At 66.5% G+C, this 15,265-nt stretch carries 16 protein-coding genes; 7 read left to right on the top strand and 9 right to left on the bottom strand.

All coding sequences use genetic code 11. The annotated features are described in order from the left end of the window. Positions 1-542: 542 nt before the first annotated feature. Positions 543-686, top strand: a complete 144-nt coding sequence (locus ON37_RS33245; RefSeq protein WP_157171631.1) for a hypothetical protein — start codon at positions 543-545, stop codon at positions 684-686. Positions 687-754: 68 nt separating this feature from the next. On the opposite strand, the gene ON37_RS27810 is transcribed toward ON37_RS33245, so the two are convergent. Both ON37_RS27810 and ON37_RS27815 read right to left on the bottom strand, forming a co-directional pair. Beyond that, the gene (locus ON37_RS27810; protein WP_051032197.1) at positions 755-1,192 is read right to left on the bottom strand and encodes a hypothetical protein; all 438 of its coding nucleotides are present in this window, start codon (positions 1,190-1,192) and stop codon (positions 755-757) included. Positions 1,193-1,755: 563 nt separating this feature from the next. Further along, complete coding sequence (locus ON37_RS27815) at positions 1,756-1,920, bottom strand: hypothetical protein (RefSeq protein WP_157171632.1); 165 nt, start codon at positions 1,918-1,920, stop codon at positions 1,756-1,758. 616 nt (positions 1,921-2,536) lie between these two features. Between ON37_RS27815 and ON37_RS27825 the strand changes: the two genes are divergently transcribed. Continuing rightward, entirely contained in the window at positions 2,537-3,472 is a 936-nt protein-coding gene (locus tag ON37_RS27825; protein ID WP_157171633.1) for a nucleoside hydrolase, read from the top strand. Positions 3,473-3,797: 325 nt separating this feature from the next. Continuing rightward, the gene (locus ON37_RS27830; protein ID WP_083893347.1) at positions 3,798-4,478 is read left to right on the top strand and encodes a cysteine hydrolase family protein; all 681 of its coding nucleotides are present in this window, start codon (positions 3,798-3,800) and stop codon (positions 4,476-4,478) included. Between the two features lie 118 nt (positions 4,479-4,596). Here the strand turns inward: ON37_RS27830 and ON37_RS33250 are convergent, their stop codons facing one another. Beyond that, on the bottom strand, positions 4,597-4,773 hold the full coding sequence (locus tag ON37_RS33250; protein WP_157171634.1) for a hypothetical protein: 177 nt from the start codon (positions 4,771-4,773) through the stop codon (positions 4,597-4,599). A 27-nt stretch (positions 4,774-4,800) separates the two neighbouring features. Between ON37_RS33250 and ON37_RS27835 the strand changes: the two genes are divergently transcribed. Beyond that, on the top strand, positions 4,801-5,496 hold the full coding sequence (locus ON37_RS27835; RefSeq protein ID WP_157171635.1) for a hypothetical protein: 696 nt from the start codon (positions 4,801-4,803) through the stop codon (positions 5,494-5,496). A gap of 17 nt (positions 5,497-5,513) precedes the next feature. Then, positions 5,514-6,512, top strand: a complete 999-nt coding sequence (locus tag ON37_RS31270; RefSeq protein WP_169332994.1) for a hypothetical protein — start codon at positions 5,514-5,516, stop codon at positions 6,510-6,512. A 177-nt stretch (positions 6,513-6,689) separates the two neighbouring features. On the opposite strand, the gene ON37_RS34375 is transcribed toward ON37_RS31270, so the two are convergent. Then, a complete protein-coding gene (locus ON37_RS34375) occupies positions 6,690-6,941 on the bottom strand; it encodes a hypothetical protein (protein ID WP_051032199.1) in 252 nt (83 codons plus the stop codon). A 16-nt stretch (positions 6,942-6,957) separates the two neighbouring features. Between ON37_RS34375 and ON37_RS31280 the strand changes: the two genes are divergently transcribed. Both ON37_RS31280 and ON37_RS27850 read left to right on the top strand, forming a co-directional pair. Beyond that, entirely contained in the window at positions 6,958-8,982 is a 2,025-nt protein-coding gene (locus ON37_RS31280) for a NucA/NucB deoxyribonuclease domain-containing protein (protein ID WP_245553542.1), read from the top strand. Between the two features lie 16 nt (positions 8,983-8,998). Further along, positions 8,999-10,084, top strand: a complete 1,086-nt coding sequence (locus ON37_RS27850; RefSeq protein WP_040723713.1) for a hypothetical protein — start codon at positions 8,999-9,001, stop codon at positions 10,082-10,084. A 167-nt stretch (positions 10,085-10,251) separates the two neighbouring features. Here ON37_RS27850 and ON37_RS33255 read toward each other — a convergent pair whose 3' ends face one another. The 5 genes from ON37_RS33255 to ON37_RS33260 form a co-directional block, all read right to left on the bottom strand. Further along, a complete protein-coding gene (locus tag ON37_RS33255) occupies positions 10,252-11,124 on the bottom strand; it encodes a Rossmann-fold NAD(P)-binding domain-containing protein (protein WP_157171636.1) in 873 nt (290 codons plus the stop codon). Between the two features lie 109 nt (positions 11,125-11,233). Continuing rightward, a complete protein-coding gene (locus ON37_RS27860) occupies positions 11,234-12,073 on the bottom strand; it encodes an SAM-dependent methyltransferase (protein ID WP_051032201.1) in 840 nt (279 codons plus the stop codon). Beyond that, the gene (locus ON37_RS27865; protein ID WP_040723716.1) at positions 12,070-12,294 is read right to left on the bottom strand and encodes a hypothetical protein; all 225 of its coding nucleotides are present in this window, start codon (positions 12,292-12,294) and stop codon (positions 12,070-12,072) included. Before ON37_RS27865 ends, ON37_RS27860 begins: the two co-directional genes overlap by 4 nt. Next, positions 12,291-13,298 carry a nucleoside hydrolase gene (locus ON37_RS27870; RefSeq protein ID WP_051032202.1) on the bottom strand — a complete coding sequence of 336 codons (1,008 nt, stop codon included), beginning with the start codon at positions 13,296-13,298 and terminating at the stop codon, positions 12,291-12,293. Before ON37_RS27870 ends, ON37_RS27865 begins: the two co-directional genes overlap by 4 nt. A gap of 16 nt (positions 13,299-13,314) precedes the next feature. After that, entirely contained in the window at positions 13,315-15,198 is a 1,884-nt protein-coding gene (locus tag ON37_RS33260) for an acyl-CoA dehydrogenase (protein WP_040723717.1), read from the bottom strand. Positions 15,199-15,265: the final 67 nt, after the last annotated feature.

The raw sequence follows: 15,265 nt of genomic DNA on the forward strand, positions 1-15,265 counted from the left end.
AGCCATGTAGGAACATCTCGCCGCTACGTTAGGGCGTTACCAGGGCAGACAGGTAGGGGTCGTTGACGGACGCCGAGGATTCCCAGGCCACGAACCGCGCGTAGGACTGGCCGGGCCGGTCATGTCTCAGAAGGGAAGGCCTGTCTTGAAACCTTGGCTGCGATCCGATGCGCCCGGCCACTGCTCTGGACGCGCGGCCACGGAGGTCCCACACTCGGTCGCCTCGACCGTGGATCATGGGTGTCACCGGGACGCAGGTGGAAGGGACCGCCGCGCGCCTGCGTGCAGCTCCCGGCGGCAAGGCGCGTGCTCGACGGTCAGCGCGCCTCGGAATCAGCGAGCGGTACAAGGTGTGTCGACCGTTGCTGTTTCCGGCGGCAACGGGTATCGCAGCGGCCGGAATCCGCCGTGCGCGCTGTGTCTGGTCTACCCAGGTGGTGAAGCGACCGTCGTCGATCAGCCACGCCTGGGCAGCCTTCTGACGCGAGTGAGATCCTGCCGCTGCTGTACGGGCGTGGCCCACCCCCTTCGAGGAGGAGTTCATGGGCAAGGAACCGATGGATCGAGAGTCGGCGGACCGGATCGCGGCCGCGGCCGAACGCGACCCCGACAGTCCCACAGCACAATCGGGATTCGACGACCGCGCGGCCGCCGCAGCTGACCGCAACGACGCCGACGAGGAGTAGATGACGGGGGCCGGCCCGGCTGCCTGGCCGGGCCCGCCCCCGTTCGGAATGCGCGATCGCAGCTGCGGTCAGCCAGCCACGACTTTGGCCCAGCGTTCGTGGGCGGATTGGCGAGTCATCCCGGCGGCCCGGCCGATCTCCTCCCACGACGCGCCCTGCTCACGCGCCACCCGGACAGCGTCGGTGAGGTCCTGCTGCGCTGCCGCGACAGCCTCGGCCGCGCTTTCGATGTCGTAGCAACCCCGCGACGGCGCGATGTGCCGGTCCCAGTCGGCCATGAGCAGCTCTTCCAGATCCTCCGGAAGCAGGGCGTCGGCGCTGTAGATCCGGCGTCGGCCGGGATCGTGCTCGGCGGCGGTCGCTAGCCGGGTCCATACCGGGCCACGCCAGCATTCACGAGTGTGGGAGCTCGTCAGGTCGGTGCAGATCACCTGCCACGCAACAACTTCCGCGTCGGTCCGGTATTGCCAGTCCCCCGCGCCCAGGTGCGTCCCGTCGGCGGCCATAGTCGCTACCGGTCTCCCGCCCGACCAGGCGCCACCGCGAATTCCGTCCGCAAATACCTGCGCAATGGAGCCCTCGTGTCGGTCGTCGGTCTGTCTGCCCATAACCCACACCCCTTCTTGTCAGGAATTCCTTACATCCAACCTGGCGTCAGGAATTCCTGACGCGAATTTCCCGCCGTTCCGGGCCGAATTTCTGACCTCCGATAAGCGAAGGGTCCCGGAGGTCACGCCTGTCTATTCGGCGGCAAGGGCGTAGGCACGTCCTTCGAAGGCAGGTTCCGTTCGAAACTTTTAAGCCGCTGCAATGCATTGCGTCCACGGAGGGTCGCACTCGCGATGAGGTGGCCATACCGATCGCGGTGAATCCAGATCGGTCCGTGCTTCTGCATATCCTGGATGTAGGCTTCGATGCGGTAGCGATCCCGGGCGCTCCCGTAGGGCACACGTATCATCCGGATGAGCTCGACTACTTCGACGGCGCCCGCCTTCGCCACGATTTCGAGTAGTTTGCGGTGGCGTCGGCGGCGTATCAGATATCCCCGCGAGACCACCTATCTTCGGCTTCACCGACGCACCCCACGGAGTGATCGCAGCGCCCTCAGCGCCAGGCGGGCATCGGCACGCCGGGATGCATCCGGGTGCAGGATCGCCACCGCCACGCCGATCGCGGCCGGTAGTTGAGTGAGAAAGACGGCGGCAGCTGCGGTGACCAGATCGAGGGTTTGCATGCGTTCGATGATCGACAAGGAGTGACCCTCCATGCAACGCGCTCTCGGAATTATCAGCCTATGCATGAAGCCGTGAAAAAGGCCGCTTGAGCAGCAACATCGTAAATCGTATGAAGCGTGCCACATAGTTGCAGAGCGTTCCGCTTCCTTGGATTCGAGACCGCCGAGGTCGGCCGGCGAGGTGCACTGGAACCGGCAAGTCCGGAGATCTCAGATTCTGATTCCGATATCGCCCACGGTAGGTCGGAGTACCGGACGCGCTGAACTCCGATAAGGGCGGTAGCAGCGGCTGGCGGGTGAACCTGGTTGCGGCGGCTGTCTTTCAGTCAGAATCGAGCGATGACGGGGAGGATGCGCCGGATGGGCGCCCAAATCAGCAGAGTCTCCGCACCATCCTCCCCTGCCACGAACCACACTCTAATCAGCACCGAGTATGGCCTCGGCGAGGCCACCTCCTCCGTCTCGGCGTCCCTTCGGCCCCACCGAAATTGGGTGCCGGCCGGGATGCGATCCCGATAGGGTTGCCCAGCGCGCGCTGGTCCCTCGTGTCCCGGGACGCGGTTGTGGATAAGGGATGTGTCTGCCATCTGCTGCGGTGCGTGAGAGAGGGGAATGCGTGCGTTCGGTGTGGATGGACTGTGACAGCGGGTTCGACGATGCCCTCGCGTTGATGGTGCTCGCGGCGGCACCGCAGATCGAACTCGTAGGGATCTCGACTGTGGTGGGCAACACGAGCCTGGACAACACCACCGCCAACACGCTGGCCGTGGCCGAGTTCTGCGGATTGGACACACCGATCTACCGCGGGGCCGCCAAACCACTGGCCCAGGAACCGCAGACCATCGAACGGCTCCTCGGCGCCGGCGCCATGGGCACCCTGGGCCGCTGCTTCCCTACCGCTGCGCGCACCGCCGAATCCGTTGACGCGATCCACGCCTTGACAGCCACGCTGGGCGCGGCCGCGCCGAGGTCGATCACGATCCTGGCGACCGGGCCGTTGACCAACATCGCTGTGGTGCTGCTGCTCCACCCGGAACTGGTCGACGCCCTCGATTCGGTGGTGTGGATGGGCGGTTCGACGACCAGCGGCAACCACACCGCCGCAGCGGAATTCAACGCCTACGCCGACCCCGAAGCGCTCGACACCGTGCTGCGCTCCGGCGTCGCGCTGCGCATGGTCGGCCTCAATCTCACCCGCCAAGTCCTCATCACTGGCGACCACGAGCTACAGCTGCGGGCCATCGGCACCGAACGCGCCGCCATCGTCGCCGACCACGTCGGCTTCTACCTGCGTATGTCCGACGCGACCACACCCCGGCCCGCGGCGTTGCACGATCCCGCGGCCGCCGCGTTCCTGCTGTGGCCCGACCTGTTCGATCTCGCCCCCGCCCGGGTCGACGTCGAACTCGCCCGCACCGTCAGCCGCGGCGCAACCGTCTGCGAGTTCCGGGTCCCCCGCAAAGCCGACCCGAACGCACTCGTCGCGACCACTGTCGACGGTGAAAAAGTCATGACCTGCGTCATGGCCGAAATACGCGCCCATCTCACCTGAACACCACCGCCGACTGGTGTCACCGCAGGAGACCGGAAGCGGCTCGAGTGTGTCCATCCCTGCGGCGACCGTATCCGAAGAAAGCGTGCGCCCGAGCCCGCTCGCCCCCACGCCACCCGATATCGAAACCTCCACGGCGAAGGATGCATTCGGGCCACATCGCGCGATCGCTCTGGCTGGGCTCGACCTGGACCGTATCAACGACTGCGACTCCGAAAGACAACGTTTCGCGGAGCGGCGCTAGCCTTTGGCTCATTTTCCGCGAACGGACGCGGTCGAAGTTTCGCTGCGCCACAATGTCTTTCATGCCAGCACTTGGGGAGCGATGATGGCGGACACCGCGGTGTTGATGATCGACATGCAGAATGGGTACCTCACACAGAAGGTGCGGGATGCACTCGGGTGGCCACCGATCTGGCGACTCCACGAGGTCGTTGCCGAATGCGCCGAGCTTCTGGCCGCCGCACGTGCAGCAGGACTTCCCGTCATCTACTCCCGCCAAACGCTCAGCCCAGCAGGCGAGTTGGCCGCAAACCCCCGAGCACGGCGCCACATGCAGTCACGCGCGCACCTGCTTCCCGAGGTCTCCGAGTCCGAACAGCAGTGGAGTCGTCAGATCATGGACGACCTCGCTCCGGTCGAGGGCGATATCGTGCTGGACAAGACCAGGCACAGCTTCTTCGCCTACACCGAGCTCGCGCCCGTGCTGAGAACCCTTGCTGTGCAACGAGTACTGATCGCGGGACTGCAAACCAACGTGTGTGTCGAAGCGACATGCCGCGCAGCGCTGGAACACAACTTCAACGTCGCCGTCGCCGAAGACGCCACCACCACCGACGGCCCAGCCCTGCACGAAGCCGCGCTCAACGCCATGCGTGTGCTCTACGTGGAAGTCCGCCCCTGGCGCGAACTACTCACCCAACCATGGGACAAGGCCTACCGAACACCCAACTACGGACGCGATCCCGGCTACTGGCAAGACCCCCACGACCTAAGCCACCAGTGAGGAGTAGATGCCGATACTTCTTGCTGTCCGTCTCGCAGCGAGCGGCCATCCCCTTCAGCCGCGTGTGTCCGACGCATACGTCGGTCAGCCACCATGGACGGGGGTGCATGTGCCGGCCTCACGCAACCAGGCCTGCTGCGGCCACGTCGTACCGGACATGACCACGCCGCAACCACATTCCGAGGTCGCCGACCGCTGGACGCAGGCCCGCATCCGCAACATGCTCGCCCGGGTCCACGGGCGCCCGCAGATCGCGGGCCGAGAACGGCTCCGGGCCCAGCGAAGGTGCGCTCACTGACCCGGCACAACATCTCCGGCAAGGATGAGCAAACCGCGCTGCCAAGAACGGAACCGCGGCGCCTTCGCGACCGAACCGACCCCAGGCCAAGATCGAGAACCTAGGATCGGTATTAACACGCTGATCAGAGACGTATGGGAGGGCTCGACGGTGGATACGGATGACGGTGACCTGCTCGGTTGGGAGTTCGACGAGTCCGCTCAATACGACCCGGCATGGTCGCAGTGGGTGCTCGACAGCACCATCGCCGCGAAGATGGACGCCCTGTTCACCCGGACACTGCCCAGCGTGCCGCAGCGCCCGTGGTGGCTCGATCGCGGTCTGGGCAACGACGACGATGTCTGGGTGCCGATGCCCGATTGCGGCCGCTACGACGTCCAGATGATGGACTGGATCTCGGATATGGCATTCGAGTGGTTCTTTCCAGACGAGGAATCCCTCTCCGACCCAACGAAATTCGATATCGCTGACCAGTTCGTGACCTACATCGGACAATGCTTCGTGTCGCAGCTGGGCGCCAGCCTGTTCAATGCTCCCGGTGCCGGGTCGCCACTCTACGACGACATCGGTCCCGCCGGGCTGATGATCTTCGCCGAGAAGCCGGTGTATCTGGTCGACGAGTTGCTGGAAGCCGCGAACGAGGGCTTCTTCTCCGTGTCTCGGACGATCGCCACGCTGTTGGCGGACAAAGAGCGCGACGAGCGTGTGTTCGGGCAATAGCTTGCGGCACAGGGGGGATGGTGCGCGCAAGCGATGATCGGCAGCGTCGGCGGGCCGAGGAAGAACGTCAGCGTCGGGCCAGGGAGGCCGCAAGAGCCCGCAGCCGGATCGATAAGGGGCGCTGGTTCCACCTCGGCATGGCCGCCAAGCGTGGGGAAACACGCGAGAACGGTTGGGTCACCGAATTCCAGGTCAATACGCTCCACGGTCGGCGCCGTCTCGACACCGCGCGTGTGCACGACGAGCGCAACCGACACTTCGCTGAGTACAAAAGTGGCCGCACGCCCGAGAAGGACGCCCTCGAACAGCTGAAGAAGGACCGCGAACTCCTGGAGCAAGGATGGTGCGGCACCTGGGTGCGCGTCGAGGGCGTGAATTTCGGCCGCAGTGTCGAGAAGGAGCTGAAAAAGCTCGAGCGGGATTTCCGCGACCAATTCGACGTCGTGTTCGTCACCGAACAGGAGGCCCGCGAGGCGATCCAGCGCGGCCAGGAACTCGAACGGCGACATCAGCGAGAACTGTTCTCCGGCGCCGAACTGCGTGCCCGGGAGGAGCGAAAGCGCAGGTTGGAACGCCTCAAAGAAGCCGAGCGCACCAGGGCAGCGGCTGCGCAGGCGATCGAGAAGAAGAAGCAGCGTGAGCGCGAAGAGCAGGAGCGCCGGCGGGCCCGGGAACTTGCGGCGGCCGAACAGGCGCGGCAACAGCGGGCCCGGGAGGAGCAAGAACGCCAGCAGCAGGCCCGGGAGCAGTCCGCCACGGCTGAGCAAGCCCGCGCGCGGGAGCGGGAGGAGAGCGATCGGGCGGCAGCTCAACAGAGGGAACGTCAGGCACGAGAAGCCTACGAGCGAGCGCGGTTGCGGCTGCCGCGGGAGGTGAGCGATCTTCTGGCACGGTCCTATCCGGTCCCGGGGGACGAAGTCCGTGGAGGGCCGGGCCCGCACGCGGGACACACCCGCGCCGGCCGCGCCGAACGGTCGCGCGACCCGCGCGAGCGGGGCGGGCGTGAACGCCAATAACCCCAGCATTCGGACATAACGGACGTGCAACGTCTTGGACACGCGACCAGTGACCTCCCGGTGGATCAAACGTATGTTCGATATGGTCGGTGGTGGTTGTCGCGAGCGCGTAATGGGCTCGGCGGCAACGTTGCTGGGGAAGATCAGGGAGGTTGTCATGGCTCGACCACGTCTTCACTACCCCGCCGCCGGCCGCCGCGCGGTGTGTGCGCGCTCCTTCGTCGCTGCGGTAACGGCCGCGTTGACGATCACCTGCGGTAGCGGGGTGGCGCTCGCGGATCCGCCCCCGACATCTTCGCCACCGCCCACCAGCAGCACCGCGCCGCCTTCGGGTTCGACCGCGTCGACGAGCCCACCGCCGTCGACGCCGGCGCCACCGCGCCCACCGGCCGCGGGCGCGTGGAAGCCGACCGAGAACCCCAACCGCACAGTGGTTCCCGGGAAGATGCGGTCGGATCGGGAGAAGGTGCCCGACGGGTTCACCAAGGAACAGGCCGACAAAGCCGAAACGATGGAGGCGGCCGCGAACGGGCCGCAACCGCTGGTCACGCCTGGGTGCCAGGTGTACTGGCCGGCGCCGTATGAGGTGTGTGGGGCGATCCGCGACAAGTACAACGAACTGGGCGGCCCGAACAGTTTCTTGTTGTGGCCGACGTCGAACGAGCTGACCAATCCTGACGGTGTCGGGAAACGCTCGACGTTCCAGAACGGCCCGATCTACTGGTCACCGGCCGGCGGCGCGCATCCGGTGGTCAACCATTTCTTCGCCGCCTGGCAGCGAAACGGCTGGGAGGCAGGCGTTCTCGGCTATCCGACCTCCGATGAGCTGGTCAACCCCGACAACATCGGCCGTCGGCAGTACTTCCAGGGCGGCACCATCTACTGGAAACTCAACGACGCCTACTACGTCGCGGGCGCGATCCGCGACAAGTGGGGCGAAACCGGCTGGGAAACAGGCTATCTGGGCTACCCGTCCAGCGATGAAACGGTGACACCGGACGGTGCCGGCCGGTTCAACCGGTTCGAACACGGGATGATCTATTGGTCTCCGTCGACCGGCGCGCATCCGGTGTCGGGTGGGATCTTGACCAAGTGGGCGATGACGAACTACGAAACCGGCCCCTACGGGTACCCGGTGTCGGACCAAAGACCGCGCGGGCAAGCCTTCGACCAGGACTTCCAGTACGGCACCATCGGCTGGCCCACCACCGCGGTGCAAGACGACGATATCGACTGGCAAGAGGATTACATCGACGACGGTAACTGTCCCGGCTGTGGTGACGACGACCGGGTCGCGGTCACCGGCCCGGGCTGGACGAACGCGCCCCAGCCCGACCTCGCGCCGCAGAGTCAGCCCGCGACAGACGAGATGTTCGGTGAGCTGCCGGCGTGCAAGGACCTGCCCACCGGCACCGGAGACAATCCTCGCTACAGCTGGTGCCGGCCCGAGCCGGCGCCGGGCCTGGCTCCGCAAGCCGGTTGGACCAGTGTGCTCGACAAACCGTATTGCAAAGACCTTCCGCACCGGCAGTGGGCCGGAGACCGGAAATACCAATGCATGTGGCGCGACGGGCAACTGGCACTGCTCGACCGTGAAACCGGCGCGCCGCTGGGAACATTGGCCGTGGTCCAGGAAAACCAGCTCACCACCGCATGGAACTCCACAACCTGGAACGTGCGCACCGCCCTGCACATCACCGGCGTCTCCGGTGGACTCGACGCAGCGCAATACGCGATGTCGGTCTACTGCACCAGCGACGGCAGCTGCAGCCACAATTTCAACAACAACGAGCCGCCCCACCCGGTCACCGAAACCCTCTACAAGCGTGACTACACCATGTCCTCGCCCGTCGGCATCGGGGCGATCTCGCGGACCAACGGATTCGCCGAATTCACGATCTCGCTGCCGGGCTCCAACACGAACCCGGTCACGACCAAGGCAGGCGTCTCACCGGTAATCCGCTGCGACCAGATCGGCAACCGCAACACCTCCGGCTGCATCGTCGCCGGCGCGGAACCGATCCTGGACATGACCACCCGCAACGTGCCCGCGCTGGCCGGGCACATCGGCTACGCCCAGGCCAGCGGACTGCCAGGAGCGCCGAACGGCACACCACTGACCCGCACCACAAACGACGCCCAGATCCAGAACAACCGCAACATCTCCTGCAACCGGGTACCGCGCCCCCGTCCGGCGGGCCAGCAGTGCGACGAATATCCCTTCGCGTCCACCAACCAGGGCGGAGGTGCTAACGGCCCGGCCAGGACCTATCAGGGCGCCTGTGCGACAGGAATGCCCAGCAGCTGGGTTGTCACACTGCCGGTGCCGGTGACCTTCTGGAACGCGGAGGGGATCAGCATGTGCATGATGCCGGGGCGCGACAACATGCGCGGCGGCGGCATCACGGGATGGTTCTATGTGAAAAACCGCGTACTCGACGGCGATACCTTCTACGTCAAGGGATCCTGACCCAAGGAGTGACTGAATGACCGAGACCGGGACCGTCCAGGTCAGCGCCCATCAATTTCTGCTCGCCGGCAGCGGCACCGACACCACCGCTGTCACCGCAGAAGGAACCCTGATCTGGACGGGCCCCGGCTTCGTCACCATCGTGACCGGAATCGCCTACGGCACGGCCACCCTTACGGTCGACACCAACGGGACAACCACGGCGCTGGACGAATGGGAAACTGTCGAAGAAACCGTCATCGAGTCCCCTGAGGACCTACAAGTGCTCAGCGTCGATGGTGTCGTCGCCGAGGGGTACGCCCCCATCCGCGCGGGGCGCTACCGCGTGCGCGCGCACGCCCGAGGCCGAGACCTCGACTTCGACGGCGTCGCCACCGAACCCACCGAACAGTATCTGCTCCTGATCACCCCGACCACCCGACCCACAGGCTCGATCACGCGGCTACGTAAGACCGACGCCGCTCACGAGCCGCCGGCCAAACAACTCCCGCAGGTCGACTACGAACACTTCTATGCCCCCGGCCCTGACGGAAACCTGACCAAATTCACCATCGACAGCCCCGAAGCGCAGGCTGTCTTCGCGCTGCGGAACCGATGGGGCGGGCGCCGACCCAGCGGACGCATCGCTGAGGACCTCACGATCTCTACCGCCGCCTCGATAATCGCGGACCTCGACCGCGATCTGGTCGATGAAATCGATTCCCTGTCCGATGACCGTTTGCGGGCACTCGCGCGATGGTGCGCACGACGTGCGTTCGAACGCAGCGGCCTCATCGAGTTCGACGACTTCCGCACCGCGCTCGACGCAATGGATGACGGCACCACCCCACCACCGGACTTCGCCAACGACTCGCTGGCAATCCACCGCCTGCAAACCGACCCCGCCATACCGCTGACCATCGAACCTGGGATCGCTGGAGCTACCGACTTCGTGCCACAGTACGAAGCCGCCAGAACCTACATGTTAGCCGTCAACGACGACATCGTCGCGATCAGGGCCGCGCTCGAAGCGGTGCGCTCAGCCATCGCCACCCACGGGCGCAACTACCCAGAATTCATCGATCGACTCCGCAGCGAATTCCTACATCACAACCCCGCCTGATCGAACCGTGCTCCGGTCGAGTTCAGTTCCGCGGCCGACCGGACGGCGGAAATTGTCCCACGGCCACGGCTGGCCGCCGCGTAGAACACGGAACACGTTCTCCGCCAGAACATCAGCGACCTCATGGTTGGCGTCGCGGGTCCGGCCGGCAATTCCGGGTGTGTGGATCATGTTGTCGCGGCCGAGGATCGGATCGTCCAGAGTGACAGGTGTGTTCTCGTATACGTCGGTGGCCCATGCCAGCTCGTTGCGCAGGACGCGGGCGCGCAGCGCGGCCAGGTCGATCCCGGTGCTGTCGAGGGTGACCACCAGTGCGCCTGGCGCCATGCGGTTGACCACGCTCGCGGGCACCCGTAGCTCCGGCGCACCAGCGGCCACCACGAGGATGTCTGCAATCTGGGGGTCTCATCGATAGCCACTCGCTGCACGTCGCAGACGAGGAAGTCGACGTCTTCGGCAGCCGGATCGGCCGCCGACACCACCGCCCCGAATGCGGAGCACAGGTGGGCGACGTGGGTTCCCACTGGGTCCAGCCCCGCGACGACGACGTGTTTGCCGCGCAAGGTGCCGTTCACGTAGCCGAGGTGGTCGCTGCACTGCCAACTGGGCCGCGGCCACGCCGCCGGTCCCTCCACCGCGACCTTGACATGCCAGCCCGGTATCTGGCGCAAACTCGACAGCGTCAACGCGACCGCCATCTCTGCCCGCGAATAGCTGTGACCCCGCGACCCGTCGACGTAGGGAATGCCCCGGGCAGCCAGCTGCGACGCCACTACCGGGCCACGCCCAATCACTCCCGCAACCACCGCCAGCTCCGGCATCGCGGCGATGTCCTCTGCGCCGGGTTCGACGTCGAGCAGCACGAGCGCGGGAATCTCCGCGATCCCGGCGACCTCACGCAAACATCTGCCCGCGAGCAGGCTTTCCCACATCACCGTAAGATCCCGGCTGACCAGCTCCTCCCGCAGTCGATCACCCAGGAAGGGCCACTTCGCCGTCAGGTGGCCGCCATCGACCACCAGAACGTCCGGGCTGTCCAATGTCGCTCCTCGAGCTTCCGTCTGTGCAACTCCCCTGCGGCCGCCGGCACCTCGTCGGCCCGCCGCTGTTCACGCTGGATGCGTACCGATCGCGGGACATGAAGACACGTCATGGGATCCTCCCCACGGCCGCCAAGCAGATCTCACCGGTCGAGGCCGGATTCCAGCCGAGCACAGCGGCATGACCCGCGTCGATTTCTTTATCCGGTCGCCACGCGTGCGCCGCGACCAAGCCGGGCTCGATCAGCTCACAGCCCGACAGAATCTCCTCGATCTCCTCACGCGGACGTGGCCAAAAATCGATGCCGTGTTCCCGATAGATCTCCGCAGCCCGCGTGACCTCCTCGGCATCCACGTCGCTGGTGACATGGCTCAAAATCACGTACGACCCCGCCGGCAACACCGCCGACACCGCCTGGACCACAGCGCGCGGATCCGCGATGAACTCCGCGACGAAACCGAGGCATACCGCCACGGGCGCAACAAGATTCATGTTCTCGGCGACTTCCCGCACGACTGTGCTGGTGTCGGTCACGTCCGCATGGACGAACACGTTGTGGTCATCGGCCAGAAACACGCGACCGTGCGCGGCGATCACCGCGTCCGAGTCCAGGTACAAGGTGCGCGTCGTGGGCACCGTGCTGCGCGCGACCTCGTGCAGATTCGGCGGGCATGGATAGCCGGAGCCGAGTTCGACGAACTGACCGATTCCACACTCGGCCGCCAGATGGTGCACGGCGCGTACAAGAAACAGCCGGGCAGCACGGGCGGCCCGCTGGAAGCCAGCACATTCGCGCACGATCTGCTCGGCGACTGACCGGTCCACCTCGTAGGAATCCTTTCCGCCGGTCAGCAGGAAGTCGTGGACCCGCCCGCAGTGGGCCCGGTTCGGGTCGTGAATGGAAATCCGCTCTGGAGGCCGCGTCTCGGCCTCGTGGTGGCTGCTCATTCGGTCTGCTCCGGTCCCTGCTCGGCGAGCCGGCTGCGGCACTGATCCACGCGGGCACGCATACGGCAGTCCGAGGAGCAGTTCGAGTGCAACCGATGCCCGCGCTCGGCGTTCTCGGGGTTCAGCACGCCCGGATCGGTCCGGCAGACATACAGGTTCGACCACACATGCGGCAGCAACGCCTCAGCCAAGTAGTCACGCTGGAACCCGCCGCCGCTCATGACCGACGGCCTATCGGTGCTGCCGCTACCGTCGCCGGGCCAGGGGCGCTCGGCAGGCGCCCGATCAGCGAGGGTTCGTAGCCCATTCCGGACTCGAGGGCGTGCCGCACGACCATCGTCACCCAGTTGCGGAAGCTCGCATAGTCCGCGGATGTAGACATGCGCACCGCATTTCCGTTGGGGTCCAGATGCATTCGCGCGTCCGGGCCGATCGCAACCCGGACCGCATCGAAGTTCACGAATGGCAGCCCGGCCGCCGCGGTGACCGTCATCGGATCCGCCGCTTTCGATCCCGGCCGCTTGCGCGCGAACCACCTGTCGTAACCGTCGGCAACCAGTTTCGCCCACTTCGGCGAGTTGTCGGCCGCGAGCAGCCGGTAGATCTCACTGTCGCGGGTGATCTCGGTGTCCTCGGTGAAGGTGACACCCGAGGTCACCAACCGCAGATCCAGGTCCGGCGCGGTCCAGATCGCACGTGCGCTCGCGGGATCCATTCGCGGGTTGTGGCTGGCGCGCGACGGGTCGCGATACAGGTGAGCCGGCCCGCCGCCCTGGAGCGTGATCACCAACAGCCGCGCCAACTCCGGGGCACCCCGGTACAGCCACGCCAGGTTCGACACCGGGCCCAACCCGACCCAGGCCGCGCGGTGGCCCTCGCCCACCACCGTGCGCACCGCCTCGACCGTCGATCCGGTAATCGGCATCGATGCCGGCGGGAAGCCCGGGGGAACCAGCCCGTCACAGACCCAGCGGGCCTCCGCGCCCTCGATGTCTTTCCCCGCCACGACAACCACGCCGGTCCGCCCGCACAGGTTGAGCAGATACCGCGCCAACCGCGCGCGCTCGCCGCCACCGAATTCGTCGGAGGTCACGACGAGCCGCAGCGGCAACGCCGCGGCCGCGATGATCATCGCGAGCAAATCATCCGGGTCATAGCCCAGATCGGTGCAAATGCATACGGGCAGCCGCGTCGTCGGCGGCGCCGAGGAGCGAAGGTTCGTCAATGGAATCTCCTGAGTCTCAATCGATTCGATTGCTGGGCAGCGGCGCGTCCGCGGTGATGTAGCTGTCCTCGGTCCAGCCGCTGAGATCGCGCCACGGGGCTGTGTAGTCGGGGCCCGACAGGGGCGACCCGGGAAGATCGGGGACATCGAAAGCGTCGACCAGGTCCGCGAGCCGCCGGGCCAGAGTGCGGCGACGCTCGACCACCTCAGTGGCGAGAGCGTCGGCGTCGGGGACCGGGGTGTGGAGTCGATGCTGGTGGGTGCTGAACCAGGCGTGGTGGGTGTAGACGCGGTCGGCGGCATAGGCGGCAGCGATGGTGGTCAACAGGTGCCGGGCGTCGGGATCGCTGGTTTCGGCGGCCGCGATCAGGGGTGCGATAGCGAGCGCGCGTTCGGCGGCCGCGCTGGTCAAAGCGATGGCGGCCGAGTCCGGCCCGAGCACCGGCCCGGCGACGGTGAGATCGCCGTCGCGGATCGCCGCCGCGATCACCCGCTCTCGCTCGGTAAGGGCCTGGGTGAGGATGGGCAACTGTTCGGGAGTTCCTGGCAGGTGGAGTGGCCGGGTCTTCGTCAGCTGGTGGCCGGCTTTGACCTGCATGGCTTGGATGACGCCTTCGGCGATCATGGCGCCGAGGGTGTTGGCGTGCCATTCGCCGAGCCGGCTGTTGATGGTGGCGCCGTGGGCGGCGGTGTTGAGCCGACACATCAGCAGCTGCTCGTAGGCGGTGACGGTGCACGAGGCCTTCGCGATCATCGCCCACACCATCGTCTCGGTCGCGGCGGCGCCGACGGCAGATCGCATGCCGGCGAGCTGGCGGGCGAGGATCGTCGCCGGGTAGAGCGCGGTGACGGCCGTGACCAGATCGGCTCGCACCGGGTCTCGGTCGATCATCCGTCGCCCCGGCTGGGGCGGATCGAACTGATGACCGCCACGCTGGGTCGCGAAGTTGTGCAGCCCAGAGACCGCGGCCCGGGCGGCGGCGAGTTTGGCGCGGGCCAAATCGAGGCGCCCGGCGCCCAGCGGGATGCTCGCGCGGTGGAACCGCTGCGGCACCGGTACGTCGGATTCGAACCGTCCGTCGTCGGTGAATCGTGCCCAATCACCGCCCAGTACAGCGTGTTTCGGCACCCAGCAGTCGCGGAAACGGAACGCGTAGTGCGGCAAGGTCGAGATGCCTTCCGGCAGCAACACCGCATCCACACCAGATGCGAAGTCGGTGCCGTCGTGCAGCCGGAGCAGGATCGGCAGCACGCCTTCGTCGCGGCCGTCGACGATCAACCGGGCGGTGACCACCATGACCGTCGGCAGCCCGAGGCTGGGATATTTGCCGTTGGGTTTGAACTTGCACGCGAGCAAGTCCGGGGTGCGCAGCCACAGGCCCTCGGTGTGGGGATCCCAGATCGCGAGGGTGCGGCAGTCGTTGCCGTTGGTGCCTCCGAGTTCGGTGATGCCGGCGAGGCCGAGTGCCTTACTGCTGTCGAGGTCGCGCAGGATCCGCTGTTGATAGTCCGATCCGTTGCCGAGGGCGGCGATCGCGCCGATCGCCAGGTCCAGGTGACCGGTCAGTGGTGTGAGCCCTGGCGGGGCGAGCACGGCAAGCTCCTCGGCCATCAGTCCCCGCAGCTCGTCATCAGCGGCGACTGCGACCGCAGATCCGCCGACCCCGGCAATCGCCGCCCGCAGCTGCCCGGGTCCGAGTACCGCCTTCTTCAAATAGGTCAGGCCAGGTTGGGGCCGGTAGCCGATCGCGGTCGCGGCCGCCCGCACCAGTGAACGCCGTGCGCGGTCCGGGCCGAACAGGGCCGCACCCAGCGCGACCGTGGCGGGTCGGTGTCGGTCGACGGGGCTGCCGTCGGTGTCGGCGTTGCGGGTGGTTGGAGTGGGATCGGTGGTGGTCATGTCGAGTCCCTTCGCGGTGCTGCCGGCGCACGTCCCGGTATGGTGGCCGGGCGGTGTCGCCGAATTA

The organism is Nocardia veterana NBRC 100344 (assembly GCF_000308855.1).
Taxonomy (GTDB): domain Bacteria; phylum Actinomycetota; class Actinomycetes; order Mycobacteriales; family Mycobacteriaceae; genus Nocardia; species Nocardia veterana.

Coding starts and splice junctions, on each gene's coding strand:
- ON37_RS33245 (WP_157171631.1), top strand. CDS start 543: ATGGGCAAGGAACCGATGGATCGAGAGTCGGCGGACCGGATCGCGGCC.
- ON37_RS27865 (WP_040723716.1), bottom strand. CDS start 12,294: ATGAGCGGCGGCGGGTTCCAGCGTGACTACTTGGCTGAGGCGTTGCTG.
- ON37_RS31270 (WP_169332994.1), top strand. CDS start 5,514: ATGGTGCGCGCAAGCGATGATCGGCAGCGTCGGCGGGCCGAGGAAGAA.
- ON37_RS27810 (WP_051032197.1), bottom strand. CDS start 1,192: ATGGCCGCCGACGGGACGCACCTGGGCGCGGGGGACTGGCAATACCGG.
- ON37_RS33260 (WP_040723717.1), bottom strand. CDS start 15,198: ATGACCACCACCGATCCCACTCCAACCACCCGCAACGCCGACACCGAC.
- ON37_RS27850 (WP_040723713.1), top strand. CDS start 8,999: ATGACCGAGACCGGGACCGTCCAGGTCAGCGCCCATCAATTTCTGCTC.
- ON37_RS31280 (WP_245553542.1), top strand. CDS start 6,958: ATGCGGTCGGATCGGGAGAAGGTGCCCGACGGGTTCACCAAGGAACAG.
- ON37_RS27830 (WP_083893347.1), top strand. CDS start 3,798: ATGATGGCGGACACCGCGGTGTTGATGATCGACATGCAGAATGGGTAC.
- ON37_RS27860 (WP_051032201.1), bottom strand. CDS start 12,073: ATGAGCAGCCACCACGAGGCCGAGACGCGGCCTCCAGAGCGGATTTCC.
- ON37_RS27815 (WP_157171632.1), bottom strand. CDS start 1,920: ATGCAAACCCTCGATCTGGTCACCGCAGCTGCCGCCGTCTTTCTCACT.
- ON37_RS27835 (WP_157171635.1), top strand. CDS start 4,801: ATGAGCAAACCGCGCTGCCAAGAACGGAACCGCGGCGCCTTCGCGACC.